This is a genomic window from Streptococcus tangpeifui, from assembly GCF_044503215.1.
GTDB classification, from domain to species: Bacteria; Bacillota; Bacilli; order Lactobacillales; family Streptococcaceae; genus Streptococcus; species Streptococcus tangpeifui.
Genome location: NZ_CP172427.1, coordinates 1,255,539 through 1,278,178, shown reverse-complemented (window position 1 = coordinate 1,278,178; position 22,640 = coordinate 1,255,539). Strand labels below are relative to the sequence as shown.

The following is a 22,640-nucleotide window of genomic DNA, read 5'->3' as shown; positions in this document are numbered from 1 at the left end:
TCACAAGTTATCTTTACTAAGTCTATTCTAACACATGTATTTAATAATGCCAAGAACAAAGTGAAGTTTGAAGTTATGACCAATGTTATTTTTATAGATTATATAATTATTTTCAGAGAGCTTTAGAAAAATGTTTTGACTCAAATATAGAAAATAAAATCAGGATAGATGAAGGAACAAATTTATGAATAACACCCAGTTTAAAAAGTTTAAAAGATATATCGATAAAAGAAAAGATTACTCTGAATATAAGAACCATTTATTTTTAGAGCAAAATCATTGGGATGACTACGGTTATGAAACTCTTTTCGAAGTATACATGCCTAATGAAATAGGAAAACTTGTGTACTTAGGCTCTATCAATATAGCAAATTTAGAAGCTGAAAAAATAAATATTTCTGATGAAAAAGTAGGCTCAATAAAAAAATATAAAACATTTGAAGATCCTCAGTTTAAAGATGAATTTAAACAACTAGATAATAATTTTATTTCCTTGGGGAATGAGCGTTTTTATATTGAATTGCATAAGAATTTTAACAGTCAGCAGTGTGAGTCTATATTGACGGGTTTAAACGATTTAGCTGTTTTAGGATCAAGTATTAATGATGAATTATGGAATAAAGAAATTGTTTCTCATTCTTTATTACGGCCGTATAAGGGAAGCAAAAAAGAGGCTGAGGAGTATATTAAGCATACACTGAATCCTGTAGCTATAGAGGGGAAACGCAATGGTTACGATATTACCTATTCATACTTTTCAGAAGATAAGTTAATTAATGAAGTAAATTTTGTCGCAGACCCAGAAGAAGTATTACCGCAAAATATTCACGCGATTATAGGAAATAATGGTGTAGGAAAAACAACATTTTTTAAAGATATTTTATTGTTAGCCGCAAATAAGAAGCTAAAATTTCATTCAGGTTTTAAATTAAATGATAAGGAAATGGAAGTACGATTCAGTACACAAGACGATATTAAAATAGATACTCCTAATGATTATTTTTCAAAAATATTATTTATATCATTTAGTCCTTTTGATAAATTAACTTTCCAAGGTGATAAACCTATTGGACGTGATAATATAGATTACCTAGGCTTATATAAAAAAGGAAAGGAACCTTTGCGCTTAGAAGAGTTGAAGAAAGAGTATGAAAGTATTGTAGAAGATTTAAGCGAGAGTAGAGATAATCTGAGCCTTTTTGTAGAATTGATTTCTAAAAGTAACGCTTTTCCTAAGAGTTTTATCCCCAGTGAACTCAATCTTGATGGTGACCTACAAGATTTAAAATCACGATTAAAGGAGTTATTTAATTTATCTAGTTCTGGACAAAAGATTGTGATCTTATCAATTTCGAAGCTCATTTTAGAAACTAAAAAATATTCTCTTGTATTAATTGATGAACCAGAGTTGTTTTTACACCCCCCTCTGGTCTCTAATTTTATTAGAGCTATCTCAGAGATAATGGAAAGAAAGAATGGATTCTGTTTGTTGACAACCCATTCTCCAATTATTATTCAAGAACTTCCAAAAGATTGTGTCAAAATAATGGAAAAAGATGAACGCGGATTCTTTAAAATGTCCGAGCCACCGTACCAAACATTCGGAGAAAATTTATCAACTCTAACAACTACTATTTTTAAATTGGATCAATACAATTCAGGTTTTTATTTACTTATAAAGGATATTATAAATACTCCAGAAAAGTATGGACTTACTGATGAAGAGCTGGATAGTATTGATTTAGGGAGAGATGCGAGTCTTTTTAGAAAATTACTAATGATGAAGAGAGATGATAAGTAGATAATGTTTGAAAAAATAAGTAAAAATGATTCTAATTATCGAAAGCTTTTAGATAATTTATCCAATGAAAATATTAGTGATGAGGAAAAGAAAGTCTTAAAACTTTTAAAGTTATTATATGATGAAGGAGCATTAGATAATTATCCAAACACTGAGGTAACTGATTTCTTAACATGCCATATAGATAAGAATAAAAAAATTTTTCAGAACATAAAGGTTAAGAAATTTTGGGAGCGTTATCGCTCAAGAATAGAAAGATATAATGTCGTTGCTAACATTAATTTTTGTCCAGCGTGTGGGATTACTTTCTATCCACAGTTTGGCTATCACAAGACGCTTGAACACATTTTCCCAAAAAGTTTTTATCACCAATTAGTAATATATCCAGATAATTTAGTTTATTATTGTGAACATTGCAATAAATGCAAAGGAGATAAATTTGATTACTTGAATATTTATCATCCTTACTTCACGATACTTGAAAAGTATGATGATGAAATAATATTGAGGATCCGTAAAGAAAATAATGGGAAAATTGACTATCAAATTAAGATCAGTCGATCAGCTCCTAAGGAGGTTAGAGACCTATTTAACAATATGTTTGGAATTGCTGGAAAATATAGAGATTATATTTTGCAATTTTTAAATAGTGAGATTAGCACTCTTGAAGTTATTTTTGGTGATTCTTTAAGGAAGATAGAAAATAAGGAAGAGCAACTTGAACTTATGAAGAGTTACTTAGAACAATTATACTCCGTGGATGTAGATAGAAATCCATTTTGTATAACCACGACTGAGCGAACTATTATGCAAAAGCTAGATGAAGTCATCCATTCAAATATTGGTTTAGTTGCTGAATATTTTATCAATGAAATGAAAGTATAAGGATTTGAAAGATTAAGATGGGAGAAGTAAATAGTGAAACAAAATGTACCTAAACTCAGATTCAAAGAACTTGAAGAGGAATGGAAATATGATTTTTTATCAAATTTAGTTGATAAAGTTCGGGAGAAAAATACTGAAAATAAATATACCGAGACTCTTACGAATTCAGCAGAATTTGGAATTGTAAATCAACGAGATTTTTTTGATAAAGACATTTCTAATAAGAAAAATTTAGATGGGTATTATGTTGTAAGGCCAGATGATTTTGTTTATAATCCAAGAATTTCAAATCTTGCACCTGTGGGACCAATAAAGAGAAATAAATTAGGGCGAGTTGGAGTGATGTCCCCTCTTTACTTTGTGTTTCGAGGTAAAGAAAACTATAGAATTGATTTGAATTTTCTAGAAACATATTTTCAGTCCAATCATTGGCATCGTTTCATGAAATTAAACGGAGATTCTGGCGCTAGATCTGACAGATTTGCTATTAAAGATTCAGTTTTCATAACAATGCCTCTCCCTCTCCCTTCCCTCCTCGAACAATCCGCTATCGGGTCGCTTTTCCAGATGCTTGATGAGCTCTTGTCTGCCTATAAGGATAATTTGGCCAACTATCAAGCCTTTAAGGCGTCCATGCTGTCCAAGATGTTTCCAAAGGCAGGACAGACCACACCTGAAATCCGCTTAGATGGATTTGATGGCGAGTGGGAGGAGAAGAAGTTGGGAGATATTGGTTCAGTTGCCATGAATAAGCGTATCTTTAAAGATGAAACATCTGAACAAGGCGATATTCCCTTCTTTAAAATTGGGACATTTGGTGGTGAACCAGATGCATTTATCACTAGAGAAAAATTTGAAGAATATAAAAACAAGTACCCTTATCCGGAAGTAGGCGATATTCTAATTTCAGCATCTGGAAGTATTGGGAGAACTGTTGAATACAAGGGAGAAGAAGCCTATTTCCAAGATTCAAACATTGTATGGTTAAAACACAATGGGAGACTTGACAATCAGTTTTTAAAACAATTTTATAGTATTGTTAAATGGAGTGGTATTGAAGGTACTACCATCAAACGACTTTACAACAAAAATATATTGGAAACAACTATATTTGTTCCAGATATTGAAGAACAAAAATTGATTGGAGCATTTTTTTTAAAACTGGATAGTTTAATGTCATCCTATCAAGAAAAAATCGACCAACTTGAAACCTTGAAGAAGAAGCTGTTGCAGGATATGTTTGTTTAGAAAGGTTGTATCAGTGGGAAAAAAATCAACTCAGATTTCATTATTTTTACATAGTGAATCCGTTAAAAGTTTTCAAGAGTGTTTAAAAGATAATTTAAAGTATCAAGAATATGAACTTAGACAAGATGTTGGTATGGAAGGGAAAATTTTTGTTCATGAACCCAATTCAAATTTACCATCTTGGTCAGAAGAACTAGGTACTTTATCTAAAACAACAATTCCTTTTCAACCAAACACCTCTAATAAAGCGGTCGTAATTCTAAGGACTCTAAATAGATATTTTAGTTTAACTTATGGATACGGGCGTTCAATGTTGAGAGATTCAACAATTATTAGAAACTTCGGATTGAAAACAGTAGCAAATTTAATAGACAGTCAAAAAATTAGAAGCATGAATGTTTCTAGTCTTGAAGATGTTATAGTAGCGTCGCAAAGGCAAAGTTCTCAATATGCTTCACAAGATCTATTCAATCTTGATTTTCAAAAAGATTTACTTCAATCGGTATCTGGTGCTCCGAAACAGGAAAATATTGCGACATTTTTAGCTGGTACTGATAGCCTTGTCGCAACAAGAAAGATGGATATTTTAGAAATAAAAGATAACATAGAATTCTATTATAATAGTTATAAAAAAGATGACTATAAAACAAAAGGTTTTGCCTGGCTAGATAATATTCAAGAGGTAAAAGACAAAAGTTTAAAAAATCAGTTGAATAACCATTTGGAGCAAAAAATTATAGATAGAGAATTCCCAATTATTGCCCCAAATGCTATCATTGATTGGAATAATGTTGAAGGCTTTTATATTAGTGGCTCAGGTAATAGAAAAAAGACATATTCAATTGAAATAGATTATAAGGATTACTTTGAAAAACTTATTTCTAAAGAAAGAAAAAGTTCTTTTATTGAAGTGTTAAAGAGACATAAACTAGTTGCTAAATATATTAGAGAAGATGGGGAAGTAAAAATTGATAATATTTATTCTTCGTTAGTTTTTGAATTAGAATTAGATAATTTAAAATATATTTTATGTTATGGCTCTTGGTATAAAATAGATGCAGATTTTTATTCTAGTATAAAAGGCATAATTGATGAGGATAATCTACAATCTTCAATAATAATTCCTGATGCTAAAGAGGGTGAAAATGAAGGAGATTATAATGAGAGGATATCAAAAGATTGCAAGAATTTTCACCTCTTGGACAAAAGAACTTATCGATCGGCGGGATATGGAAGAAGCAGCGTTGAAGTTGCGGACGTTATCACAGACGATTTTCAATTGATTCATGTAAAGAAAGGGGGGTCATCTTCTAAACTTAGTCATTTATTTGCTCAAGGAGCAGTTTCTGCCTCAATCCTTGCACAAGATAATGGGATGAAAAAATTTATCAATGGGCAAATTAACCAAGAACTTATTCCGGTTGACTCTTCTAATGAAGAGTTTGAAATTGTTTTTGCAATAATAGATAAGCGCGTAAACGACGATACAAAAAATTCTGATATCCTTCCTTTTTTCTCTATGGTTAATCTGTCTAACACTATTAATCAATTGAAAAGCATGGGATTCAAGTATTCAATTCTAAAAATTCCTATTACTGATTCATAATAAAAATCAGAGTAGACCAAACTAATCTCCTGAAAGGTAAAACTATGGTATCAGTTACTCAGCGTATTAAACAAATCAAACAGCCTTATGGAGGCTACTTACCGCCTAAGTTATTCTCTGTTGATGAGCTGACAGATGGTAAGGAACTTAGTGGTGAGGAGAATATTCACGCTTCGCTGGTAGGGCTTTGTGTAGACTATCTGACACGGTTTATGAATGGTGCGCCGCTAGAAGAAGCTTTTAAGATTTCTTTGTACGGAGCCCTTATGATAGAGAAATCAGAGCTAGCTTTCGATTTACTTTCACAGATTACTAGTCTTGACGATACTTCTATTATCAGTGCTTGTCAGTTAGCTGGTTTTGATGTGGTCTATAGAGCAGGTCGGCTAGGATATAAACCTGTTGAAGAGATTGTGCCAGATGCGGCAACAATTTTGAATATCCGTATGATGGTGGAGAGAAGTCTGACCTTCTTTGAAGAGTACGGTCCGATTGTAAAGGATGGCTTTACCTTTGAAGGTGGCTACACTGATACCATTACTACTGGAGACGGTGATTATTTAACGGCAGATACTCTGTGGGATTTTAAGGTTTCAAAAACTAAGCCCAACAAAGACCAGACGCTTCAGCTATTGGTCTATTACCTGATGGGGATGCAATCCATTCATCCCGAGTTTCAATCGATAGAAAAACTAGGGCTCTATAATCCAAGACAAAATAAAGTTTTCCTTTTGAGTCTAGCAGATATTTCTGATGAGATTTTAGAGACAGTCCGAAAGGAAGTTATTGGCTACTAAAAAATCCGCTCATAATCCGCTTAAAATCCGCTCATTTTGATGAGCGGATTGCGGGCTATCGGTAATAAGGCTGTTCGTCACCAAGGTGCTTTAATAACTTTAAAGTATTTACGATTAATAACTTTTAAGTTATAATATATAAGAAAGAAATTGCTCAGTACACGATGATAAGTAAAGAAAAGAGGCCAAGAAGAATGATTAAGAACAATCCAGCTATTGGCAGACGCTGGGAAGATGTTCAAGCAGAATTATTTACACCTGAGGAATTGCGTGAAAGTGATTTGAGAGTGGCTGTTATGCTTGAGCTCATTAAGGCTAGACAGGAAAAGGGCATCAGTCAAAAGAAATTGGAGCAGCTCAGTGGCGTTAGCCAGCCTGTTATTGCTCGGATGGAGTCTGGAAAAACCAGTCCGCAACTCGATACCGTTTTGAAAGTGCTAGCCAGTCTTGGAAAGACCTTAGCTGTTGTTCCCTTGGAACAAAAAGAGAGTCATTCGTAGCACTGAGACTAGAAAGAGCTGTCCCCAAACTAGTTTTTAGAAAGGAGCGCCTATGCAGCCCTCATACCGTATTACTGAAAAGATGTTGAACCAGGTTCAGCGGATTTCGGAGCTGACGACCCAGCTGGCCTTGGAGCGGCGGGAGTTGCACCTGCGTAAGGAAAATCGGGTTCGCTCGATCCAGTCCTCCCTAGCCATTGAAAATAACAGTCTGAGTTTGGAACAGGTGACGGCTGTGATTGACGGTAAGCGCGTGCTTGGTCCACCTAAGGATATTCATGAGGTGGAAAATGCCTATGAAGCTTATGAGCGTGCTTTTAGACTAGATCCTTACCGTCTGGAGGATTTCTTAGAAGCGCACAGACTGCTGACCAAGGATTTGGTTAAGCATGCTGGTCAGTTTCGCACTGGTGATGTTGGTGTCTATGACAGTACAGGTCACGTAGTGCATGTTGGTGCCCGTCCTCAGTTTGTACCCGCTTTAGTTGAGGATTTATTTGCATGGGCCAAAGCTAGTAGCGTGTCGGATTTTGTCAAATCCTGTGTGGTCCACTTTGAGTTGGAAATTATCCATCCTTTCGAGGATGGCAACGGACGCATGGGACGTCTCTGGCAGAGTCTGATTCTCAGTCAGTCCAACCCCATCTTTGAGTGGTTACCTGTTGAGTCGGTGATTTACCATCATCAGCAAGGCTACTACGATGCCCTTACCCTCAGCAATCAAGCAAATGACTCAACTGTCTTCATCGAGTTCATGCTGGATGCTATTTTAGAGACCCTGCAGGAATACCAGACAGCCCAGCCTACTAGCTCCGTAACGTTAAAACCTAAAGAAGAAGCCGTCTGGCAAAAAATCAGAACCTACCTCCTTGAGCATGGTGTCATTACCACTTCCTTAGCACAAGACTTGATTGGCTTGAGTGAAGCCAGTACCCGTCGCTATCTATCCTTGTTCGTTCAAAAGGATTTGCTGACACTAGAAGGATCGACACGTGACAGGCATTATAAGCTGCCAACCCCTCACTAAAAAATCCGCTCATAATCCGCTTAAAATCCGCTCATTTTTGTGAGCGGATTGCGAGATATTTCTATAGTGACACGGCTATGATGAGACAGCAAGCAAACAATTCAGCCATAACAAAAAATACTGGACGAATTTTTGTCCAGTATCGTAAAGAGCTTTAAAAGATAAACGTGATCAGTTGTTTAACGATGGCAAATTCTTGATCATCCAGTTCAGCAATCTTTTCAATGTGTCTTGCCTTGAAGTCGAAGGTATGCAGCTGAAAGGGATTGACAGCACCGTCCACCTTTTTTGAATGAACAGGAACTAACAAGCCTTTTTCTCTTAACTTAGCTTGGCCGTGTGTAATGGGACAGACAGCCACAAATCCTGTACGCCTGCTGTAGTTTTTATTGGAAACGACCAGAGCTGGTCGGCGTTTTTGAATGTCCTTACCAGCAGAAGGGCCAAAGTCAATCCAGACAATATCTTGCCTTTGGGGAATGTAACTAGAATTCATTATCAAGTAACCTCAGGTCCGCAAAGTCATCTTCCATCCCTAAATCATCATTGCCATCAAAGGGATTCTTAATTTTTGGAGCTAGGAGAATAACGCCATTTCGCCCTCTTTCAATGATGAATTCTTGCCCAGCCTCAACGTGCAATTCTTTAGGAAGCGTTACAGTTACGGAATTTCCTACTTTTCTTGCTTTTATGTATGGTAGCCATGTGAGCACCTCCAGATGTTTTTATATCGTATACACAAGTATATCATGCTCCCTTTGCTTTTCCAAATATGGCTGACCTACATTAATACGAAAATTATTTTTAGAAAGTGAAAAAATTTATGTCAGAAACGCCTACCTCACAAGCCCTTTATCAGGCACTTTGGAATTCGGCGGATATCCTCCGCTCCAAAATGGATGCCAATGAGTACAAGTCCTATCTCTTGGGCTTAGTCTTTTACAAGTATCTCTCAGATAAGATGCTTTTTGAAGTCTCTAAGACCATGGAGGAGCCGACAGATGATTTGGAGCAGGCGCTTGAACTTTACCGCAGGTATTATGCGGACGAGGAGACCCATGAGGACTTGATCGATGTCATCATGGATCAGATGTCCTATAGCATTGAGCCCGATCTGACCTTTACGGCTCTTATCGCTACGATCAATGACGGGACCTTCCAGCTGGAGTCCTTAGCTCAGGGCTTTCGCGATATTGAGCGCAGTGATGATCTCTTTGAAAATCTCTTTGAGGATATCGACCTCTACTCCAAAAAGCTGGGAGCAACGCCTCAGAAGCAGAACCAGACCATTGCCAGTGTCATGAAGGAGCTGGCTGGTTTGGATATTGCTGGTCACGCTGGCGATATGCTGGGCGATGCCTATGAGTATCTGATCGGTCAATTTGCTTCTGACTCGGGTAAAAAAGCCGGAGAGTTCTATACGCCCCAGCCTGTGGCTAAGCTCATGACCCGCATTGCCCTGCAGGGGCGTGAGGATCAGAAGGGCTTTAGCCTCTATGACCCGACCATGGGATCTGGCTCACTGCTGCTCAATGCCAAGAAGTACAGTCACCAGTCAGGCACGGTCAGTTATTACGGTCAGGAGCTCAATACCTCGACTTACAACCTCGCTCGCATGAACATGATCCTGCACGATGTCCCTGTTGAGAACCAGCATCTCAACAACGGCGACACACTGGACGCCGACTGGCCTGATGAGGAGCCGACCAATTTCGACGGTGTCCTCATGAATCCGCCTTACTCAGCCAAATGGTCTGCGGACTCTGGTTTCCTAGAGGATCCTCGCTTTTCACCCTATGGCAAGCTAGCACCCAAGTCCAAGGCTGATTTCGCCTTCCTCTTGCACGGTTATTATCATCTCAAGCAGGACGGCGGGGTTATGGCTATCGTCTTACCTCACGGGGTTCTTTTCCGTGGCAATGCCGAAGGTCAGATCCGCCAGCACCTCCTTGAAGAAGGAGCTATCGATACTGTGATTGGCCTGCCAGCTAATATCTTCTTTAATACCAGCATTCCGACGACGGTCATCATTCTCAAAAAGAACCGTGACGCCTCTGACCGCAGTGTCTACTTTATCGACGCTTCCAAGGAGTTTGATAAGGGCAAGAATCAGAACACCATGACAGACGCTCACATCGAGAAGATCCTGGACGCTTATACCCAGCGCCGTGATGTGGACAAGTTCGCCCATCTGGCTAGTTTTGAGGAGATTGTCGAGAACGACTACAACCTCAATATCCCCCGCTATGTCGATACATTTGAGGAAGAAGAAGTAGCCCCACTTCCAGACATCATGGCCGATATAACCAAGACCAACCAAACCATCAAGGAGAAATCTGCCCAACTAGAAAGCCTCCTCAAGGACCTGCACGGCACCACCCCAGAAGCACAAGCCGAGCTGGACGAGTTTTTGAAAGGGTTGAAACTGTAATCTGGATACAGCTATTAGTCATTTTATAATGGCTCCACCTTCTACCTTTGGAGATTGACTTTTATCAAATCAAGTAATACAATGGTATTACCGAGAGGATAGGAGGAAATTATGGCAACTATTACATTGAAAGTCTCTGAAGCAGATAAGACATTTATGAAAGCCATGGCAAAGTTTGAAGGGGTCTCCCTGTCTGAATTGATTCGCAACAAGACCATAGAATCCCTAGAGGATGAATACGATGCCCATGTCGGTGAGTTAGCCTATCAAGAATATCTAGATGACCTCAAAGCAGGTCATGAGCCAATGAGCTGGGAGGATATGCTAGCTGAACTTGATTTGGAGGATGATCTTGTATAAGTTGGTTCCGACTAAAAGGTTTATCAAACAGCTTAAAAAGCTAGATAAGTTTACGCAAAAGCGAATCACAGCTTACTTATCCTCACATGCTCTGGATGATCCAAGGCAGTACGGAAAAGCTCTTAGTGCTAATCGCACTGGTCAATGGCGGTATCGCATTGGTGATTATCGGGTCATCTGTCAGATTCAAGACCAGGAATTGATCGTATTAACCTTGTCAGTTGGCCACCGACGCGATATTTATTAAGTTTTCAAGATAGAGAATCACTGGCGTCAGAAAGCTGGTGTTTTTTCTTTTTTTGTTAGTGTCTGATTATTTCTGACTGGATAAACAGACCCTCCCAAATTTATAATCCAATTATTTGAGATATTGCAATGAGAGCAGTAGAATGAGGGCGTAGTGGGAGGCGGTTACTTTTCACTGCGCTACATCGGAAATCTGACGGGTGAGGTCAGTTATCGTCTCACCTCGTCCTAATATATTTATAGCTTATCAGGAGGTCTATCTATGAGTAAGCAGAAAGTTATTATTGTCGGCGCATCGCACGGTGGGCATGAGTCCGCCATTGAGCTGCTGGATCGCTACCGTGACCTGGACGTGACCATCTATGAAGCTGGAGACTTCGTTTCCTTTATGTCCTGCGGGATGGAGCTCTACCTCAAGGATGAGGTGACAGCCAAGGATGATGTTCGCAATTTTGCGCCGGCTGATTTGGAAGCAAAAGGCGGTAAGATTGTTAACAACCACCAAGTCACCGCCATTCATCCAGAGCAAAAAACCGTGACGGTCAAGGATATGCACTCGGGTCAGTCCGAGGAAGTGGCCTATGACAAGTTGATTTTGAGCTCTGGTGTCCGTCCAGTCAGTCTGCCGGTTGAAGGAGCTGATCTTGACTATATCTACCTCATGCGTGGGTATGATTGGGCGACTAAAATCAAGGAAGCTCTAGAATCGTCTAACATCCAAAATGTTGTTGTCATCGGTGCTGGCTATATCGGCCTAGAAGCTGTCGATGTCTTTGCCAGCCGAGGCAAGCGGGTTAGCTTGGTTGATGTGATTGACCGCCCGCTAGGGACCTATCTCAATCCTGAGTTGGCTGATCTGGTAGCAGAAGAGCTTAAGCGTCACGATATCGACCTCTATATGAATGCCAAGGTCGAGCGCTTCCAAGGCTCCGACAAGGTCCAAACAGTCGTCACTGACAAGGGAGACATCAAAGCTGATCTAGTGATTGTCGCAGCAGGAGTTCAGCCTAACACCGACTGGCTGCAGGGAACGGTTGATCTAGAATCACGTGGTTTTATCAAGATTGATGAATATTTCCGCACGAATCTGCCTGATGTCTATGCCATTGGGGATGCTGTTCAGCCTCTGTCCATTCCTGCCGGTAAGCCCATGCCAATTGCTCTTGCAACAACAGCTCGGCGTGAAGCCCAGTATCTGGTCAAACATCTCTTTGAAGCTAAACCGAGTCAAGCTTTTGCGGGAGTTGTTGGTTCCTCTGCTCTCAGTGTCTTTGACTATCATTTTGCAACTAGTGGCCTCAATGCCTTTACGGCAGAACGAGCAGGTGTCTCTTACAAGACTAGTTTCTACCATGACCGTCTGCGTCCGGCCTATATTCCTGATGACCATAATCCAGAAGTTTATGTCAGCCTAACCTATAATCCTCTGACCCATCAGATTTTGGGCGGAGCTGTGCTGTCCTCCTATGATGTCACAGCTCAGGGTAATGTTCTATCGCTGGCTGTCGGTCACAAGATGACCTTGGAAGATCTAGCTCAGGCTGATTTCTTCTTCCAACCAGGATTTGATCGGCAATGGAGTCTGCTTAATCTGGCAGCTCAGCATGCTTTGGATTTAGCACTGTTTTAAATCTAATACTAATTTCAGAATTCTACCAAGCATTTTTAATAAGAAAATTAATACAAATTCAGAAATTCTGTAAAAATTCTGTGCAGGGATTTGGAAGGTTGGCCACGCCAGCCATCAATATGATTAATGGGGGAAGTCTTTCTAAATCTTAGGAACTTCCCTTTTTTTATGTTAGAATAATGATGTTAATGAGTCCCGAAAAGGCGGTTTGACTGGCTAAAGCCTTCGGTGGGTGGCTTGCGGATTCGTTTGGTCTGTTTCTAAGCACAGCCAGAGGATCCCTTGTCTGTCCACTGACCCTTTAGCTCGGTCAAACTCAGTATCTTACTGAGAAACCGGTTCTTTGTAACTCTACCCAAATGTCGGGCACTAAAGTGTCTTGTCATTTGACGCCAGGTCGCTGTCAGGCGGTCTGGCTAGTCGACTTACTCGTTTTTTGAAGTGCTTTAATACGAAGCGCTTCAAGGACGTCGTAACTCATCACCAAGGAGGGCGTATCTCGCCTTCCTTGTAGCCAACTTACTAATTTTTTTGTTACTCGAAGTAACAGAAAAAAGACCCGTCGTAACTCGGCAAAAACCTGACACCAATTATTTGGTCATTTGGCGTCAGTCCTACAAGCCAAGCCGAATTGGTCAGTCAGCATATTTGTCCTTGGAGCGACCTCAGTTGGCACATTTTATTTTTTAAGGGGGGACATTTTTATGTCAGAACGTAAACTTTTCACGTCTGAGTCAGTTTCGGAAGGGCATCCTGATAAGATTGCCGACCAAATTTCAGACGCCGTTTTAGATGCGATTTTGGAGCAGGATCCAGACGCTCATGTAGCAGCGGAAACAGCTGTTTATACAGGTTCGGTCCATGTCTTTGGTGAAATCTCCACAACCGCCTATGTCGATATCAACCGCGTGGTACGCGATACTATTGCTGATATTGGGTACACGGATGCTAATTACGGTTTTGCAGCCGATTCGGTGGGGGTACACCCGTCATTGATTGAGCAGTCGCCAGATATCGCTCAAGGAGTTAACAATGCCTTGGAAGCACGTGAGGGTCACGATGATGAACTGAGTTTGATTGGAGCAGGAGACCAAGGGCTGATGTTTGGCTTTGCTGTCAATGAAACGCCCGAACTGATGCCGCTGCCTATCTCCTTATCCCACAAGTTAGTCAAAAAATTGGCTGATTTGCGAAAGTCAGGGGCTATCAGCTACCTGCGACCTGATGCCAAGTCTCAGGTAACGGTTGAGTACGATGAGAATGACAAACCTGTCCGTGTGGATACGGTAGTCATCTCTACGCAACATGACCCTGATGTCACTCAAGAACAAATTCATGCGGATGTTATTGAGCAGGTTATCAAGGCTGTTATTCCGGCTCAGTATTTGGATGATAAGACCAAGTTTTATATCAATCCAACTGGCCGCTTTGTTATCGGCGGCCCTCAAGGGGACTCTGGTTTGACCGGCCGTAAGATTATTGTGGATACTTACGGTGGATACGCCCGCCACGGCGGCGGTGCCTTCTCAGGTAAGGATGCCACTAAGGTTGACCGGTCGGCCTCTTATGCCGCTCGTTATATCGCCAAAAATATTGTCGCTGCCGGTTTGGCTGACAAGGCTGAGGTTCAGTTGGCCTATGCCATCGGTGTGGCCCATCCGGTTTCTGTTCGGGTGGATACCTTTGGAACTGGTCAAGTTTCTGAAAGCAAGCTAGAAGCAGCAGTAAGAGAAAACTTCGATTTGCGACCAGCTGGTATTATCAAAATGCTGGATCTCAAACGGCCCATCTATCGCCAAACGGCAGCTTACGGCCACATGGGCCGAACCGATATCGACCTGCCATGGGAAAAATTGGACAAGGTGGATGCCCTCAAAGCAGCTGTCAACTAAGCAAACGAACTACACTCCTGAACGGGTGTAGTTTTTTTGTGTCAAGAAATAGTCCCACTCAGATTCCTAAAAAGCAGTACGATCCTGCCACTCCACCGTTAAGATTGGGCAACCATTAATTTGAGTAAAGCTAGATTCCCAGATTAGGTTCCAGACATTTTAGAACAGAAAATTTGGGTTGAGAAAGGCAGATAAACTCAGACAGCATTAAGTCTCAGCCTAATGTAATCTTCGGTCTCTCTCTGAGGATTGGAACTTATGCTGAGAACTATCCTATTTTTATGAGATATTTGCCACTCGTTGTCAAATTCCTTAATCTCTGCTATAATGAAAAGGTTGAATTCAAGTGATAGAAAGAAAATAAGGTATGCGAAAAATTATTATCAATGGAGGTAGGCCGCTTTCAGGTGAAGTGGCTGTATCAGGTGCGAAAAATTCTGTTGTTGCTCTGATTCCCGCCATTATTCTAGCAGATGATCCCGTGACTCTGGATGGAGTGCCTGCCATCAGTGATGTAGACAGTCTGGTAGAAATCATGGAGATCATGGGAGCTAAGGTCAAGCGTGATGGTGAAACGCTTGAAATTGACCCGCGCGGTGTCAAAGATATGCCCATGCCATTCGGTAAAATCAACAGTCTGCGAGCTTCTTATTACTTTTATGGAAGTCTCCTAGGTCGCTTTGGTCAGGCTGTCGTCGGTCTGCCTGGTGGTTGTGATTTGGGTCCACGTCCGATTGACCTACACCTTAAGGCTTTTGAAGCCATGGGAGCCAGTATTTCCTATGAAGCAGAAGCTATGCGTTTGGCGACTAATGGCAAGCCCATGCAAGGGGCTCATATCTATATGGATACAGTCAGCGTTGGTGCGACGATCAATACTATGCTGGCAGCGGTCAAGGCCCAAGGCCGAACCGTGATTGAAAATGCTGCCAGAGAGCCTGAAATCATTGATGTAGCGACCTTACTTAATAATATGGGAGCGCATGTTCGTGGAGCTGGAACCAATATCATTACCATTGATGGCGTTGAACGTCTAGGCGGGACCCGTCACCAAGTCATTCCAGACCGAATTGAGGCTGGTACCTATATCGCCATGGCGGCGGCTATTGGTGAGGGTGTCCGTATTACCAATGTCCTCTACGAACACTTGGATAGCTTTATTTCCAAACTGGAGGAAATGGGCGTTCGGATGACCGTTGACGAAGATGCAATCTATGTTGAAAAGCAGAAGAACCTCAAGGCCATTTCTGTTCGGACCTCACCTTATCCGGGCTTTGCGACTGATTTGCAACAGCCGATTACTCCGCTCTTATTGACAGCCCACGGTCGAGGAACTATCCTTGATACTATCTATGAAAAACGTATTAATCATGTGCCAGAACTGGCTCGCATGGGGGCTGATATCACAGTTCTAGGAGGTAAAATCGTCTACAATGGCCCAAGTCAATTGACTGGAGCAGCAGTTAAGGCAACCGACCTGCGGGCTGGAGCTGCCTTGGTAACGGCTGGATTAATGGCTAAGGGACAGACTGAGATCACCAATATTGAATTTATCCTGCGAGGCTATGCCAATATTATTGAAAAATTGACAGCCTTGGGAGCAGATATTAAATTGGTGGAAGAATAAGCAAAGAAGAGGCTGGGCAAAAAATCGTCCAGTCTTCTTGTTTTGGAATAAACTTTTGGCGCAGTGGTTGGCAGTGAGACTAGCTCTGCTAGCCTTATCTACAATCTTCAACTGTCTCCCAGACAGTTGACCTCCATTTTTCCACAAGGCCAAAGCGGAAAACCTAGTCAACTGTGCAGGGGTGGAATAAAACTTGCAAAGCAAGTGTCAAAACGGTCTGGAAAGAGACCGTTTCAGGTCATCACCTTAAAATCATGGAGTGGAGAGAACCAAAATTTTCAATTTTTGGGTTGATCCTACTCCCGTTTTTTTGTTTACCTCCTTCCGGTAGCAATTTTTGGACAGAACTTTAATAAAGCGATAGAATAAATCCATCTAGCCTTTGGTGATTACTAAAGCAAATATTCTAAGGAGAATTACAATGAAAATTTTTATTATTGGAGCCAACGGCCGAGTCGCAAGTGAACTGTCTGAACGTCTGGTCTCGGCTGGTCATACGATTTACGCGGGCGTTAGAGATTTATCCAAGGTCGAGGAAACTGAAAAGGTCAAGCCTATCTCCTTCAATCTCCATGATTCTGTAGCGGATTTGGCTAAGAGCCTACGCGGTATGGATGTCATTTATTTCTTAGCGGGTTCACGAGGTAAGGATCTCTTGCAAACTGATGCTTTCGGCGCTGTCAAATCAATGCAGGCAGCTCAATTAGCCGGCATCAAACGCTATATCATGCTCAGTTCTCTCTTTGCGACAGAGCCAGAAAAGTGGAACCAAGCGGGCTTAGACCAATTGACGGACTATAATATTGCTAAGTTTTTTGCCGATAATTACCTGGTGTATCAGACAGACCTAGACTATACAATCCTGCAGCCAGGCGGTTTAGCGGAAGAAGCAGGAACTGGGCTGGTAACCTTTGCTCCTGAAAAGGTTGGTCGCAATCCTATTCCTGATGTGGCAGAAGTTCTGGCCAAAATCATCCAGTATCCAAATACTAAGGGAAAGATCATTCAAATGCTGTCAGGTACTGAAAGCATTGATGCTGGTATGGCAAAACTATAGGAAGCTCTTGCGGCAGAAGAAAATCTGCGCGATACACTATGCGCTGGAAAGCCAGTTTGCGAAGTCATGTAATATGCCGCGTTAGGATGCTTCTTAAACAGCCTATGATAATTTGTTTGAAAAGAGAATCTCTATTATGAGTGGAGAGCCTCTTTTTTCATCGCTGATAAATATCAGTCTAGCTGCCGATGGCTAGTTTTCACCGAACAGATTGAATGCCGCATAGTTTCAATCATGCGGATACCTCTTATGGCATGAAACGGGTCGAAGTTCGGAGTCGACAGGCCAATCCCATTTGGAACACATTTTTTATGATAGCTCGCTCGATAAAAGCACTTAGCTGCTGCATCAATGTGGTGGGGCATGCTGTGATCTTATGTGAGAATGGCGGCGACTGGATGAAGATTTTTAAGAAAGAATAAAAAAATGAAAACCAATAATTTTGATGCTATTATTTTTGGCCGTCGCTCAATTCGTCTCTATGATGACACGGTTAAGATTCCCCGCGAAGAAATGCTGGCAATGATTGATGAGGCGGTGACTGCTCCGTCTTCTGTCAATATGCAGCCTTGGCGTTTCGTTGTGGTGGATAGTCCGGAAGGAAAGGAAAAATTGGCTCCTCTTGTCGGCAGCAACCAGACTCAAAATGACACATCTTCAGCTATGATACTGATTTTTGGAGATTTGCAATGCTATGAATACGGTCAGACTATCTACGATACAGCTGTTGAACAAGGAAAGATGTCAGCCGATGTGCGGGATCGGCAGCTGTCAGTTATTATCCCTATGTATCAGTCTTTGACTAAGGAAGCCATGACCGGTATCGTTAAGATTGATGCCAGCCTAGCTGCGATGCAGCTGATGCTGATTGCTCGTGCTCATGGTTATGACACCAATCCAATTGGTGGCTTTGACGCTGAACATCTGGCGGAGACCTTTGGTTTGGATAAGAAACGCTATGTGCCGGTTATGATTCTTTCCATCGGACAGGCTAAAGAGACAGGTCATGACTCTGTTCGACTTAGAGCTGAAACGATTACCAGTTTTATGTAAGATAGATTAGATTTGTTCGATAACCAAAGTGAGTACGGTCAAACTCATGACACCTGCATGCGAAAAGCCCTAAAACTTTAATCAGAATATTTAAAATGGTTAAGCTGAGTGGGTTTGTAGTATTAGCAATTCTGAAATGCTTTAGTTTTCGAACAAGTCTATTATTCTAAAATTTAGAAAGTAGTAATAATGAAAGTTTCCGTTTTAAATCTCCTGCCACTGCGGCAAGGACAAGACTACCAAGCAGCTATGACAGATATGGTGACTCTGGCGCAAAAACTTGAGGAGCTGAACTATCATCGTCTGTGGATTGCTGAGCATCACAATATGAAAAGTGTGGCTTCTAGTGCTACAGTCCTTCTCATGCAGCACGCCCTAGCTAATACAAATCATATACGTATCGGCTCTGGTGGTATTATGCTTCCCAACCACAGTCCTTATATAGTAGCTGAGCAGTTTGGGACCTTGGAGACCTTGTATCCTAATCGCGTTGATCTAGGTCTGGGCAGAGCACCAGGGACAGATATGGTGACCGCTCGAGCTCTTCGCCGGACAGATGATCTCAATCCCCATTTTGCGGAAGATCTAGCTGAACTAGCTGGTTACTTTAATGACAGCAATCCTGTTCACGCCTACCCGGCAGCAGGACTCGCACTGCCATTTTATATCTTGGGTTCCAGCACGGACAGTGCTTATCTGGCAGCCAAGTTAGGTCTTCCCTATGCCTTCGCCTCCCATTTTGCACCAGCTATGATGGAAGAAGCGATAGCTATTTATCGGAGAAATTTCCAAGCATCTGACTCTTTGGATCAGCCTTACGTTATCTTGGGAGCCAATGCCATTCTTGCTGATAGCAATCAAGAAGCGCAGCGTTTGGCAACGACTCAACTGCAGTCTTTTCTAGGAATAGTGACAGGTCAGCCAAATGGTTTACAGCCGCCACTGGATAGTGAAGAGCAGGTTTGGCAATCTTATGTGGAAGCGACTAAGGTTCCGCATTTTGGCCCGATTGCCTTTCAGCGCGAAGATATTATCCATCGGGAAAAAATGATTGTCAAGCAGATGTCGCAGGTTTCCTTGATAGGTGATTCAACGACAGTGAGCCAGCAAATTCAGGAATTAAAAGACAGGGTTGAATTTGATGAACTCATTGTTAACAGTTATATCTATGACCAAGCTGCACAGATACATTCCTTTGCCTTGCTTAAAGCAGCAGTAGATCGATTTTAAGAATAAAAGAGACCGCTCAGAATAATCTGGGCGGTCTTTTAGCGCTCAAAGGCATTGCAGTTGGTTTATTCAGTGTTAAAAATTTTATCGAGTGTTTTCATATCCTTATTCCTTAATAGGTCTTCTTGCAGAGCTTTTGATGTTGTAAAGTCTAAAAGTTTTTCATAAATATACTCTAGGGATTTGATATCCTCTGGTCTGATAGCCAGTAAAAAGACGAATTTAATATGACTCTGGTTCCAGTAAATACCTTTGGGAATAATGGCCACTGAGATAACACTTTTCTTGACACTATGGTTAATAGGATGAGGAATGGCTACGATATTGTCTAAGACAGTGTTCGAAATCTCCTCCCTTTTAAACACATCTTGCGCAAAAGACTCGGTAACATAGCCTTTTTGAAGCAATTCATTGGCTAGAGTTTTTATAAGGTCTGTCTTTGTAATTTTATCAGGAAAAGTTTTTATAAATAAAGGATTAAAAAGTTGCAAAGTTGTTCGCTTGGAACGGATAATTTTTTCCAAATCCTTAAAGTTTTGTTCAAAATTACTAATATCGAAATAATAAATCTTATCACTTACCTTAATTGGAATAGTCGTTACAAAGAGATCGTAAGCACTTTTGTCAGTGCTGTCAAATTCCTTCAGTGACAAGTGATCAATACTGTCAATTAAATTGGGGAAATAACGTTCCAGCCTTGTTTGAATAATGGAACTCAAAATTTTTCCGGTACCGCAGATGATGGCTATTTTGATTTTATCGCGGGATGAATTTTTGTATTTTTCAATAGCATTAGCAAAATATAAGGCGATGTAAGCTATTTCATCTTCGGAGAAAGTTAACTGAAAAATATTTTCTATCCTAGACATTTCGCTAGCGGCCAAATCAAAAGCGTAAGGAAAATTATTTTTGATATGCTGGCTAATCGGATTGGTTCGGTTACCTTTGATCACAAGGACATTTAAAGCACGGATAATATGGTTAGTGAGATTGCTTTTGAGATTATTATCATAAATCCAAGCATCTGAAATTTTTTGGTCAAGGTGGTTGAGTAGTGATTGGACAATATCGTGTGCTAATTGAATATTATCTTCGCTAAGGTTGAGTCGTTCAATGATATTTGGATAGTTCTCGGAAAGAATGAAAAGGATGTAAGACTGTTCATAAGCTGATAGCTTAATCTGAAAAGTCTCATTTAACGCCGAGATAAACTCATTAAATTCACTCTGATACGGAGGAGATAATTTGAGCTCTGGCTTAAATGCTGTATGTAACTGATGTCCATATTTAATACGGCTGAGGGTTAAAAGAATCGCAGAAAAACTATTTCTTTCAAAAAAATCGGTACTATTTAATTTAATGCCATCTATGAAATTATAGAAGATTGTCGAAAAGATCTTATAGTCAATATTATTACAGATATCCCTGACTGACTTATTTTTCCCAGAGATGAAGTCATAGAGATTATCTCGAAAAATTAAATTTAGAATGGCGGAACGAATATCGCTCTCCTCAGCTGAAATGTAGTAACCGACATTGCTCTTATTAATAATCTGAATGTGGTAGGGGGCTAGGAGCTGCTTCAGGTTTCTAAAATCATTATAGAGAGTGTTTTGGCTGATATAGAAGGTATTTAAAAGATAGTCTTGACGAACATAATTATCGGTAGTCAGAAAAACTCTCAATAAGAAATCAATTCTATTTTTAGCTGATGTAAATAAGAACGTCCCTTGGTCATCATGATGCCAAAAGTATTCAAATTTCTCCTTATCGGTATAGTTAAGCAGATAGCCCTTTCGCCGGACTAGTTCAATTTCAGCACCATTATCGCTAATATAGTCGTTAATCATCTTAATATCATGTCTTAAGGTTCTGCTGGAAATATTCAGCTCTTTGCAAAGAATATCCTGAGAGACTGGAAGATGCTTGGTTATGAGGTAGTTTAAGATATTATCTAATCTTGCGTAATCTAATTTGGACATAATGTAATCCTCCAATCTAACCTTATTTCTATTATAAATATAACACAAAAGCAACAGAGTCCTTTTTACATAATTTCCTACAAAAATGGTGATAAGCGTGAAAATATTTTACACATAAAAGTACATATCTAATGGAAAAACGAGTTAGTGACAGCAAACCATTGAAGATGTAGGATTATAGGTAAAGAAAGAAAATAAGCGCGATAGAAAGGAGAAGTGGGGAATGAGCTCTAATAAAATAGATATGGATATATCAACAATAGTGACTCCCGACTTAATTTCACTTGATTTAAAATCAAGAACAAAGTTAGGGGTTATTGAGGAACTGACTGATTTATTGTATAAGCATCAGGATGTTAGTGATAAGCAGGCTTTTATCAGAGATGTCCTTTTTCGAGAGACAGAAGGGCTAACTGGAATCGGTCAAGGTGTCGCCATTCCACACGGGAAATCTCCTGCCGTTAGCCATACAACGATTGCCATCGGTTTATCAAAATTTCCCATTGAATGGGAGAGCCTTGATAGTGAGCCCGTGACAGCAGTCATCCTTTTTGCAGTAAGGGACAGGGATTCAAATACGCTTCACTTAAAATTGCTGCAAAAGGTTGCAATGTTACTGGCTGACGATGGCTTTATTGATAGGCTTCATAAGGTCTCATCGAAAGAAGAACTCATTGAGCTCTTGAAATAAAATTGAGTCTACCACTTGCGATGATGCGATATTAGACAGGCCTTCCTAGAATCTTACCGATTCTTCGTTAGGCCCCTAAAATTCTTTGAGTCGTTTAACGGCTTTGTATCTTAGGAATTGAACACGGGACTAATTCCCTTGGAAAAAAGACAGCTTGTCTCGGAAATCAGGATTTCCGGCCAATCTTCTATTTTTCTGTCGGGAATTTTCGCTAAAGCGAACCGTCCCTTTGTATCTTAATGAAGGAGGTATCAAAATGAAAATTGTAGCTGTAGCTGCTTGCACATCAGGGATTGCCCATACCTATATTGCTAAGCAAAAACTTATTCGTGCTGCTGAATCTTTAGGGCATACAATCCATGTTGAAACGCAAGGAACAATCGGTGTGGAAGATGAACTGAGCACTGAAGATATTAAAAATGCCGATGTCGCTATCTTAGCTGTTGATATCCAAACAACAGGTAATGATCGTTTTAAAGGCCTGCCAACCATTAAAGTACCTACCTCTGTTGTTGTTAAGGCTCCAAAACAATTGTTGGAAGAGGTAGAAGCAAAATTGCAAGCTAAAAAATAAGGA

Annotated in this window: 21 protein-coding genes; 18 read left to right on the top strand and 3 right to left on the bottom strand. The window is 40.5% G+C overall.

Features of this window, described 5'->3' with window-relative positions; translation table 11 throughout:
- The first annotated feature begins 184 nt into the window (after nt 1-184).
- The 7 genes from ACFSN5_RS05905 to ACFSN5_RS05875 all read left to right on the top strand — a co-directional run bounded on the left by ACFSN5_RS05905 (nt 185) and on the right by ACFSN5_RS05875 (nt 7,864).
- Complete coding sequence (locus tag ACFSN5_RS05905) at nt 185-1,801, top strand: ATP-dependent nuclease (RefSeq protein ID WP_165329057.1); 1,617 nt, start codon at nt 185-187, stop codon at nt 1,799-1,801.
- Between the two features lie 3 nt (nt 1,802-1,804).
- A complete protein-coding gene (locus ACFSN5_RS05900; protein WP_165329056.1) occupies nt 1,805-2,686 on the top strand; it encodes an HNH endonuclease in 882 nt (293 codons plus the stop codon).
- 33 nt (nt 2,687-2,719) lie between these two features.
- Nucleotides 2,720-3,934 (top strand): restriction endonuclease subunit S, encoded by a 1,215-nt coding sequence (locus tag ACFSN5_RS05895; protein WP_241154241.1) that lies wholly within the window; start codon nt 2,720-2,722, stop codon nt 3,932-3,934.
- 13 nt (nt 3,935-3,947) lie between these two features.
- Nucleotides 3,948-5,540, top strand: coding sequence for a TIGR04141 family sporadically distributed protein (locus tag ACFSN5_RS05890; protein ID WP_241154240.1), 1,593 nt, complete (start codon nt 3,948-3,950; stop codon nt 5,538-5,540).
- A gap of 44 nt (nt 5,541-5,584) precedes the next feature.
- On the top strand, nt 5,585-6,337 hold the full coding sequence (locus ACFSN5_RS05885; RefSeq protein ID WP_165329054.1) for a hypothetical protein: 753 nt from the start codon (nt 5,585-5,587) through the stop codon (nt 6,335-6,337).
- Nucleotides 6,338-6,531: 194 nt separating this feature from the next.
- Nucleotides 6,532-6,837, top strand: a complete 306-nt coding sequence (locus ACFSN5_RS05880) for a helix-turn-helix domain-containing protein (protein ID WP_165329053.1) — start codon at nt 6,532-6,534, stop codon at nt 6,835-6,837.
- Nucleotides 6,838-6,889: 52 nt separating this feature from the next.
- Nucleotides 6,890-7,864 carry a Fic family protein gene (locus tag ACFSN5_RS05875; RefSeq protein ID WP_165329052.1) on the top strand — a complete coding sequence of 325 codons (975 nt, stop codon included), beginning with the start codon at nt 6,890-6,892 and terminating at the stop codon, nt 7,862-7,864.
- Nucleotides 7,865-8,018: 154 nt separating this feature from the next.
- Here ACFSN5_RS05875 and ACFSN5_RS05870 read toward each other — a convergent pair whose 3' ends face one another.
- Nucleotides 8,019-8,360: a type II toxin-antitoxin system PemK/MazF family toxin gene (locus ACFSN5_RS05870; protein WP_165329051.1), complete on the bottom strand. Its 342-nt coding sequence runs from the start codon at nt 8,358-8,360 to the stop codon at nt 8,019-8,021.
- Nucleotides 8,350-8,577 (bottom strand): type II toxin-antitoxin system PemI/MazE family antitoxin, encoded by a 228-nt coding sequence (mazE, locus tag ACFSN5_RS05865; RefSeq protein ID WP_165329050.1) that lies wholly within the window; start codon nt 8,575-8,577, stop codon nt 8,350-8,352. Before mazE ends, ACFSN5_RS05870 begins: the two co-directional genes overlap by 11 nt.
- Before the next feature lie 110 nt (nt 8,578-8,687).
- On the opposite strand from mazE, the gene ACFSN5_RS05860 reads away from it, so the two are divergent.
- The 9 genes from ACFSN5_RS05860 (at nt 8,688) to ACFSN5_RS05820 (ending at nt 19,390) form a co-directional block, all read left to right on the top strand.
- Nucleotides 8,688-10,295 carry a type I restriction-modification system subunit M gene (locus ACFSN5_RS05860; protein ID WP_165329049.1) on the top strand — a complete coding sequence of 536 codons (1,608 nt, stop codon included), beginning with the start codon at nt 8,688-8,690 and terminating at the stop codon, nt 10,293-10,295.
- A gap of 111 nt (nt 10,296-10,406) precedes the next feature.
- The gene (gene relB / locus ACFSN5_RS05855; protein WP_165210695.1) at nt 10,407-10,655 is read left to right on the top strand and encodes a type II toxin-antitoxin system RelB family antitoxin; all 249 of its coding nucleotides are present in this window, start codon (nt 10,407-10,409) and stop codon (nt 10,653-10,655) included.
- Nucleotides 10,648-10,902 carry a type II toxin-antitoxin system RelE family toxin gene (locus ACFSN5_RS05850; RefSeq protein ID WP_206221351.1) on the top strand — a complete coding sequence of 85 codons (255 nt, stop codon included), beginning with the start codon at nt 10,648-10,650 and terminating at the stop codon, nt 10,900-10,902. Before relB ends, ACFSN5_RS05850 begins: the two co-directional genes overlap by 8 nt.
- A gap of 261 nt (nt 10,903-11,163) precedes the next feature.
- On the top strand, nt 11,164-12,531 hold the full coding sequence (locus ACFSN5_RS05845; RefSeq protein ID WP_165329048.1) for an FAD-dependent oxidoreductase: 1,368 nt from the start codon (nt 11,164-11,166) through the stop codon (nt 12,529-12,531).
- Between the two features lie 704 nt (nt 12,532-13,235).
- Nucleotides 13,236-14,423: a methionine adenosyltransferase gene (gene metK / locus ACFSN5_RS05840; protein ID WP_004227152.1), complete on the top strand. Its 1,188-nt coding sequence runs from the start codon at nt 13,236-13,238 to the stop codon at nt 14,421-14,423.
- A gap of 367 nt (nt 14,424-14,790) precedes the next feature.
- Nucleotides 14,791-16,050 (top strand): UDP-N-acetylglucosamine 1-carboxyvinyltransferase, encoded by a 1,260-nt coding sequence (locus tag ACFSN5_RS05835; protein WP_165329047.1) that lies wholly within the window; start codon nt 14,791-14,793, stop codon nt 16,048-16,050.
- Between the two features lie 421 nt (nt 16,051-16,471).
- Complete coding sequence (locus ACFSN5_RS05830) at nt 16,472-17,107, top strand: SDR family oxidoreductase (RefSeq protein ID WP_165329046.1); 636 nt, start codon at nt 16,472-16,474, stop codon at nt 17,105-17,107.
- Nucleotides 17,108-17,533: 426 nt separating this feature from the next.
- Nucleotides 17,534-18,160 (top strand): nitroreductase family protein, encoded by a 627-nt coding sequence (locus ACFSN5_RS05825; RefSeq protein ID WP_165329045.1) that lies wholly within the window; start codon nt 17,534-17,536, stop codon nt 18,158-18,160.
- A 189-nt stretch (nt 18,161-18,349) separates the two neighbouring features.
- The gene (locus tag ACFSN5_RS05820) at nt 18,350-19,390 is read left to right on the top strand and encodes an LLM class flavin-dependent oxidoreductase (protein WP_165210710.1); all 1,041 of its coding nucleotides are present in this window, start codon (nt 18,350-18,352) and stop codon (nt 19,388-19,390) included.
- Nucleotides 19,391-19,455: 65 nt separating this feature from the next.
- Here the strand turns inward: ACFSN5_RS05820 and ACFSN5_RS05815 are convergent, their stop codons facing one another.
- Nucleotides 19,456-21,372 carry a BglG family transcription antiterminator gene (locus ACFSN5_RS05815; protein WP_165210713.1) on the bottom strand — a complete coding sequence of 639 codons (1,917 nt, stop codon included), beginning with the start codon at nt 21,370-21,372 and terminating at the stop codon, nt 19,456-19,458.
- A gap of 223 nt (nt 21,373-21,595) precedes the next feature.
- On the opposite strand from ACFSN5_RS05815, the gene ACFSN5_RS05810 reads away from it, so the two are divergent.
- Both ACFSN5_RS05810 and ACFSN5_RS05805 read left to right on the top strand, forming a co-directional pair.
- Entirely contained in the window at nt 21,596-22,063 is a 468-nt protein-coding gene (locus tag ACFSN5_RS05810) for a PTS sugar transporter subunit IIA (protein ID WP_004225791.1), read from the top strand.
- A gap of 256 nt (nt 22,064-22,319) precedes the next feature.
- Nucleotides 22,320-22,637 carry a PTS fructose transporter subunit IIB gene (locus ACFSN5_RS05805; protein ID WP_004229762.1) on the top strand — a complete coding sequence of 106 codons (318 nt, stop codon included), beginning with the start codon at nt 22,320-22,322 and terminating at the stop codon, nt 22,635-22,637.
- The last annotated feature ends 3 nt before the right edge of the window (nt 22,638-22,640 follow it).

What these genes read in the sequence shown, in the direction of transcription:
- ACFSN5_RS05905 (WP_165329057.1), top strand. Translation starts at nt 185, where the DNA reads ATGAATAACACCCAGTTTAAAAAGTTTAAAAGATATATCGATAAAAGA.
- ACFSN5_RS05900 (WP_165329056.1), top strand. Translation starts at nt 1,805, where the DNA reads ATGTTTGAAAAAATAAGTAAAAATGATTCTAATTATCGAAAGCTTTTA.
- ACFSN5_RS05885 (WP_165329054.1), top strand. Translation starts at nt 5,585, where the DNA reads ATGGTATCAGTTACTCAGCGTATTAAACAAATCAAACAGCCTTATGGA.
- ACFSN5_RS05880 (WP_165329053.1), top strand. Translation starts at nt 6,532, where the DNA reads ATGATTAAGAACAATCCAGCTATTGGCAGACGCTGGGAAGATGTTCAA.
- ACFSN5_RS05875 (WP_165329052.1), top strand. Translation starts at nt 6,890, where the DNA reads ATGCAGCCCTCATACCGTATTACTGAAAAGATGTTGAACCAGGTTCAG.
- ACFSN5_RS05870 (WP_165329051.1), bottom strand. Translation starts at nt 8,360, where the DNA reads ATGAATTCTAGTTACATTCCCCAAAGGCAAGATATTGTCTGGATTGAC.
- ACFSN5_RS05860 (WP_165329049.1), top strand. Translation starts at nt 8,688, where the DNA reads ATGTCAGAAACGCCTACCTCACAAGCCCTTTATCAGGCACTTTGGAAT.
- relB (WP_165210695.1), top strand. Translation starts at nt 10,407, where the DNA reads ATGGCAACTATTACATTGAAAGTCTCTGAAGCAGATAAGACATTTATG.
- ACFSN5_RS05845 (WP_165329048.1), top strand. Translation starts at nt 11,164, where the DNA reads ATGAGTAAGCAGAAAGTTATTATTGTCGGCGCATCGCACGGTGGGCAT.
- metK (WP_004227152.1), top strand. Translation starts at nt 13,236, where the DNA reads ATGTCAGAACGTAAACTTTTCACGTCTGAGTCAGTTTCGGAAGGGCAT.
- ACFSN5_RS05835 (WP_165329047.1), top strand. Translation starts at nt 14,791, where the DNA reads ATGCGAAAAATTATTATCAATGGAGGTAGGCCGCTTTCAGGTGAAGTG.
- ACFSN5_RS05830 (WP_165329046.1), top strand. Translation starts at nt 16,472, where the DNA reads ATGAAAATTTTTATTATTGGAGCCAACGGCCGAGTCGCAAGTGAACTG.
- ACFSN5_RS05825 (WP_165329045.1), top strand. Translation starts at nt 17,534, where the DNA reads ATGAAAACCAATAATTTTGATGCTATTATTTTTGGCCGTCGCTCAATT.
- ACFSN5_RS05820 (WP_165210710.1), top strand. Translation starts at nt 18,350, where the DNA reads ATGAAAGTTTCCGTTTTAAATCTCCTGCCACTGCGGCAAGGACAAGAC.
- ACFSN5_RS05815 (WP_165210713.1), bottom strand. Translation starts at nt 21,372, where the DNA reads ATGTCCAAATTAGATTACGCAAGATTAGATAATATCTTAAACTACCTC.
- ACFSN5_RS05810 (WP_004225791.1), top strand. Translation starts at nt 21,596, where the DNA reads ATGAGCTCTAATAAAATAGATATGGATATATCAACAATAGTGACTCCC.
- ACFSN5_RS05805 (WP_004229762.1), top strand. Translation starts at nt 22,320, where the DNA reads ATGAAAATTGTAGCTGTAGCTGCTTGCACATCAGGGATTGCCCATACC.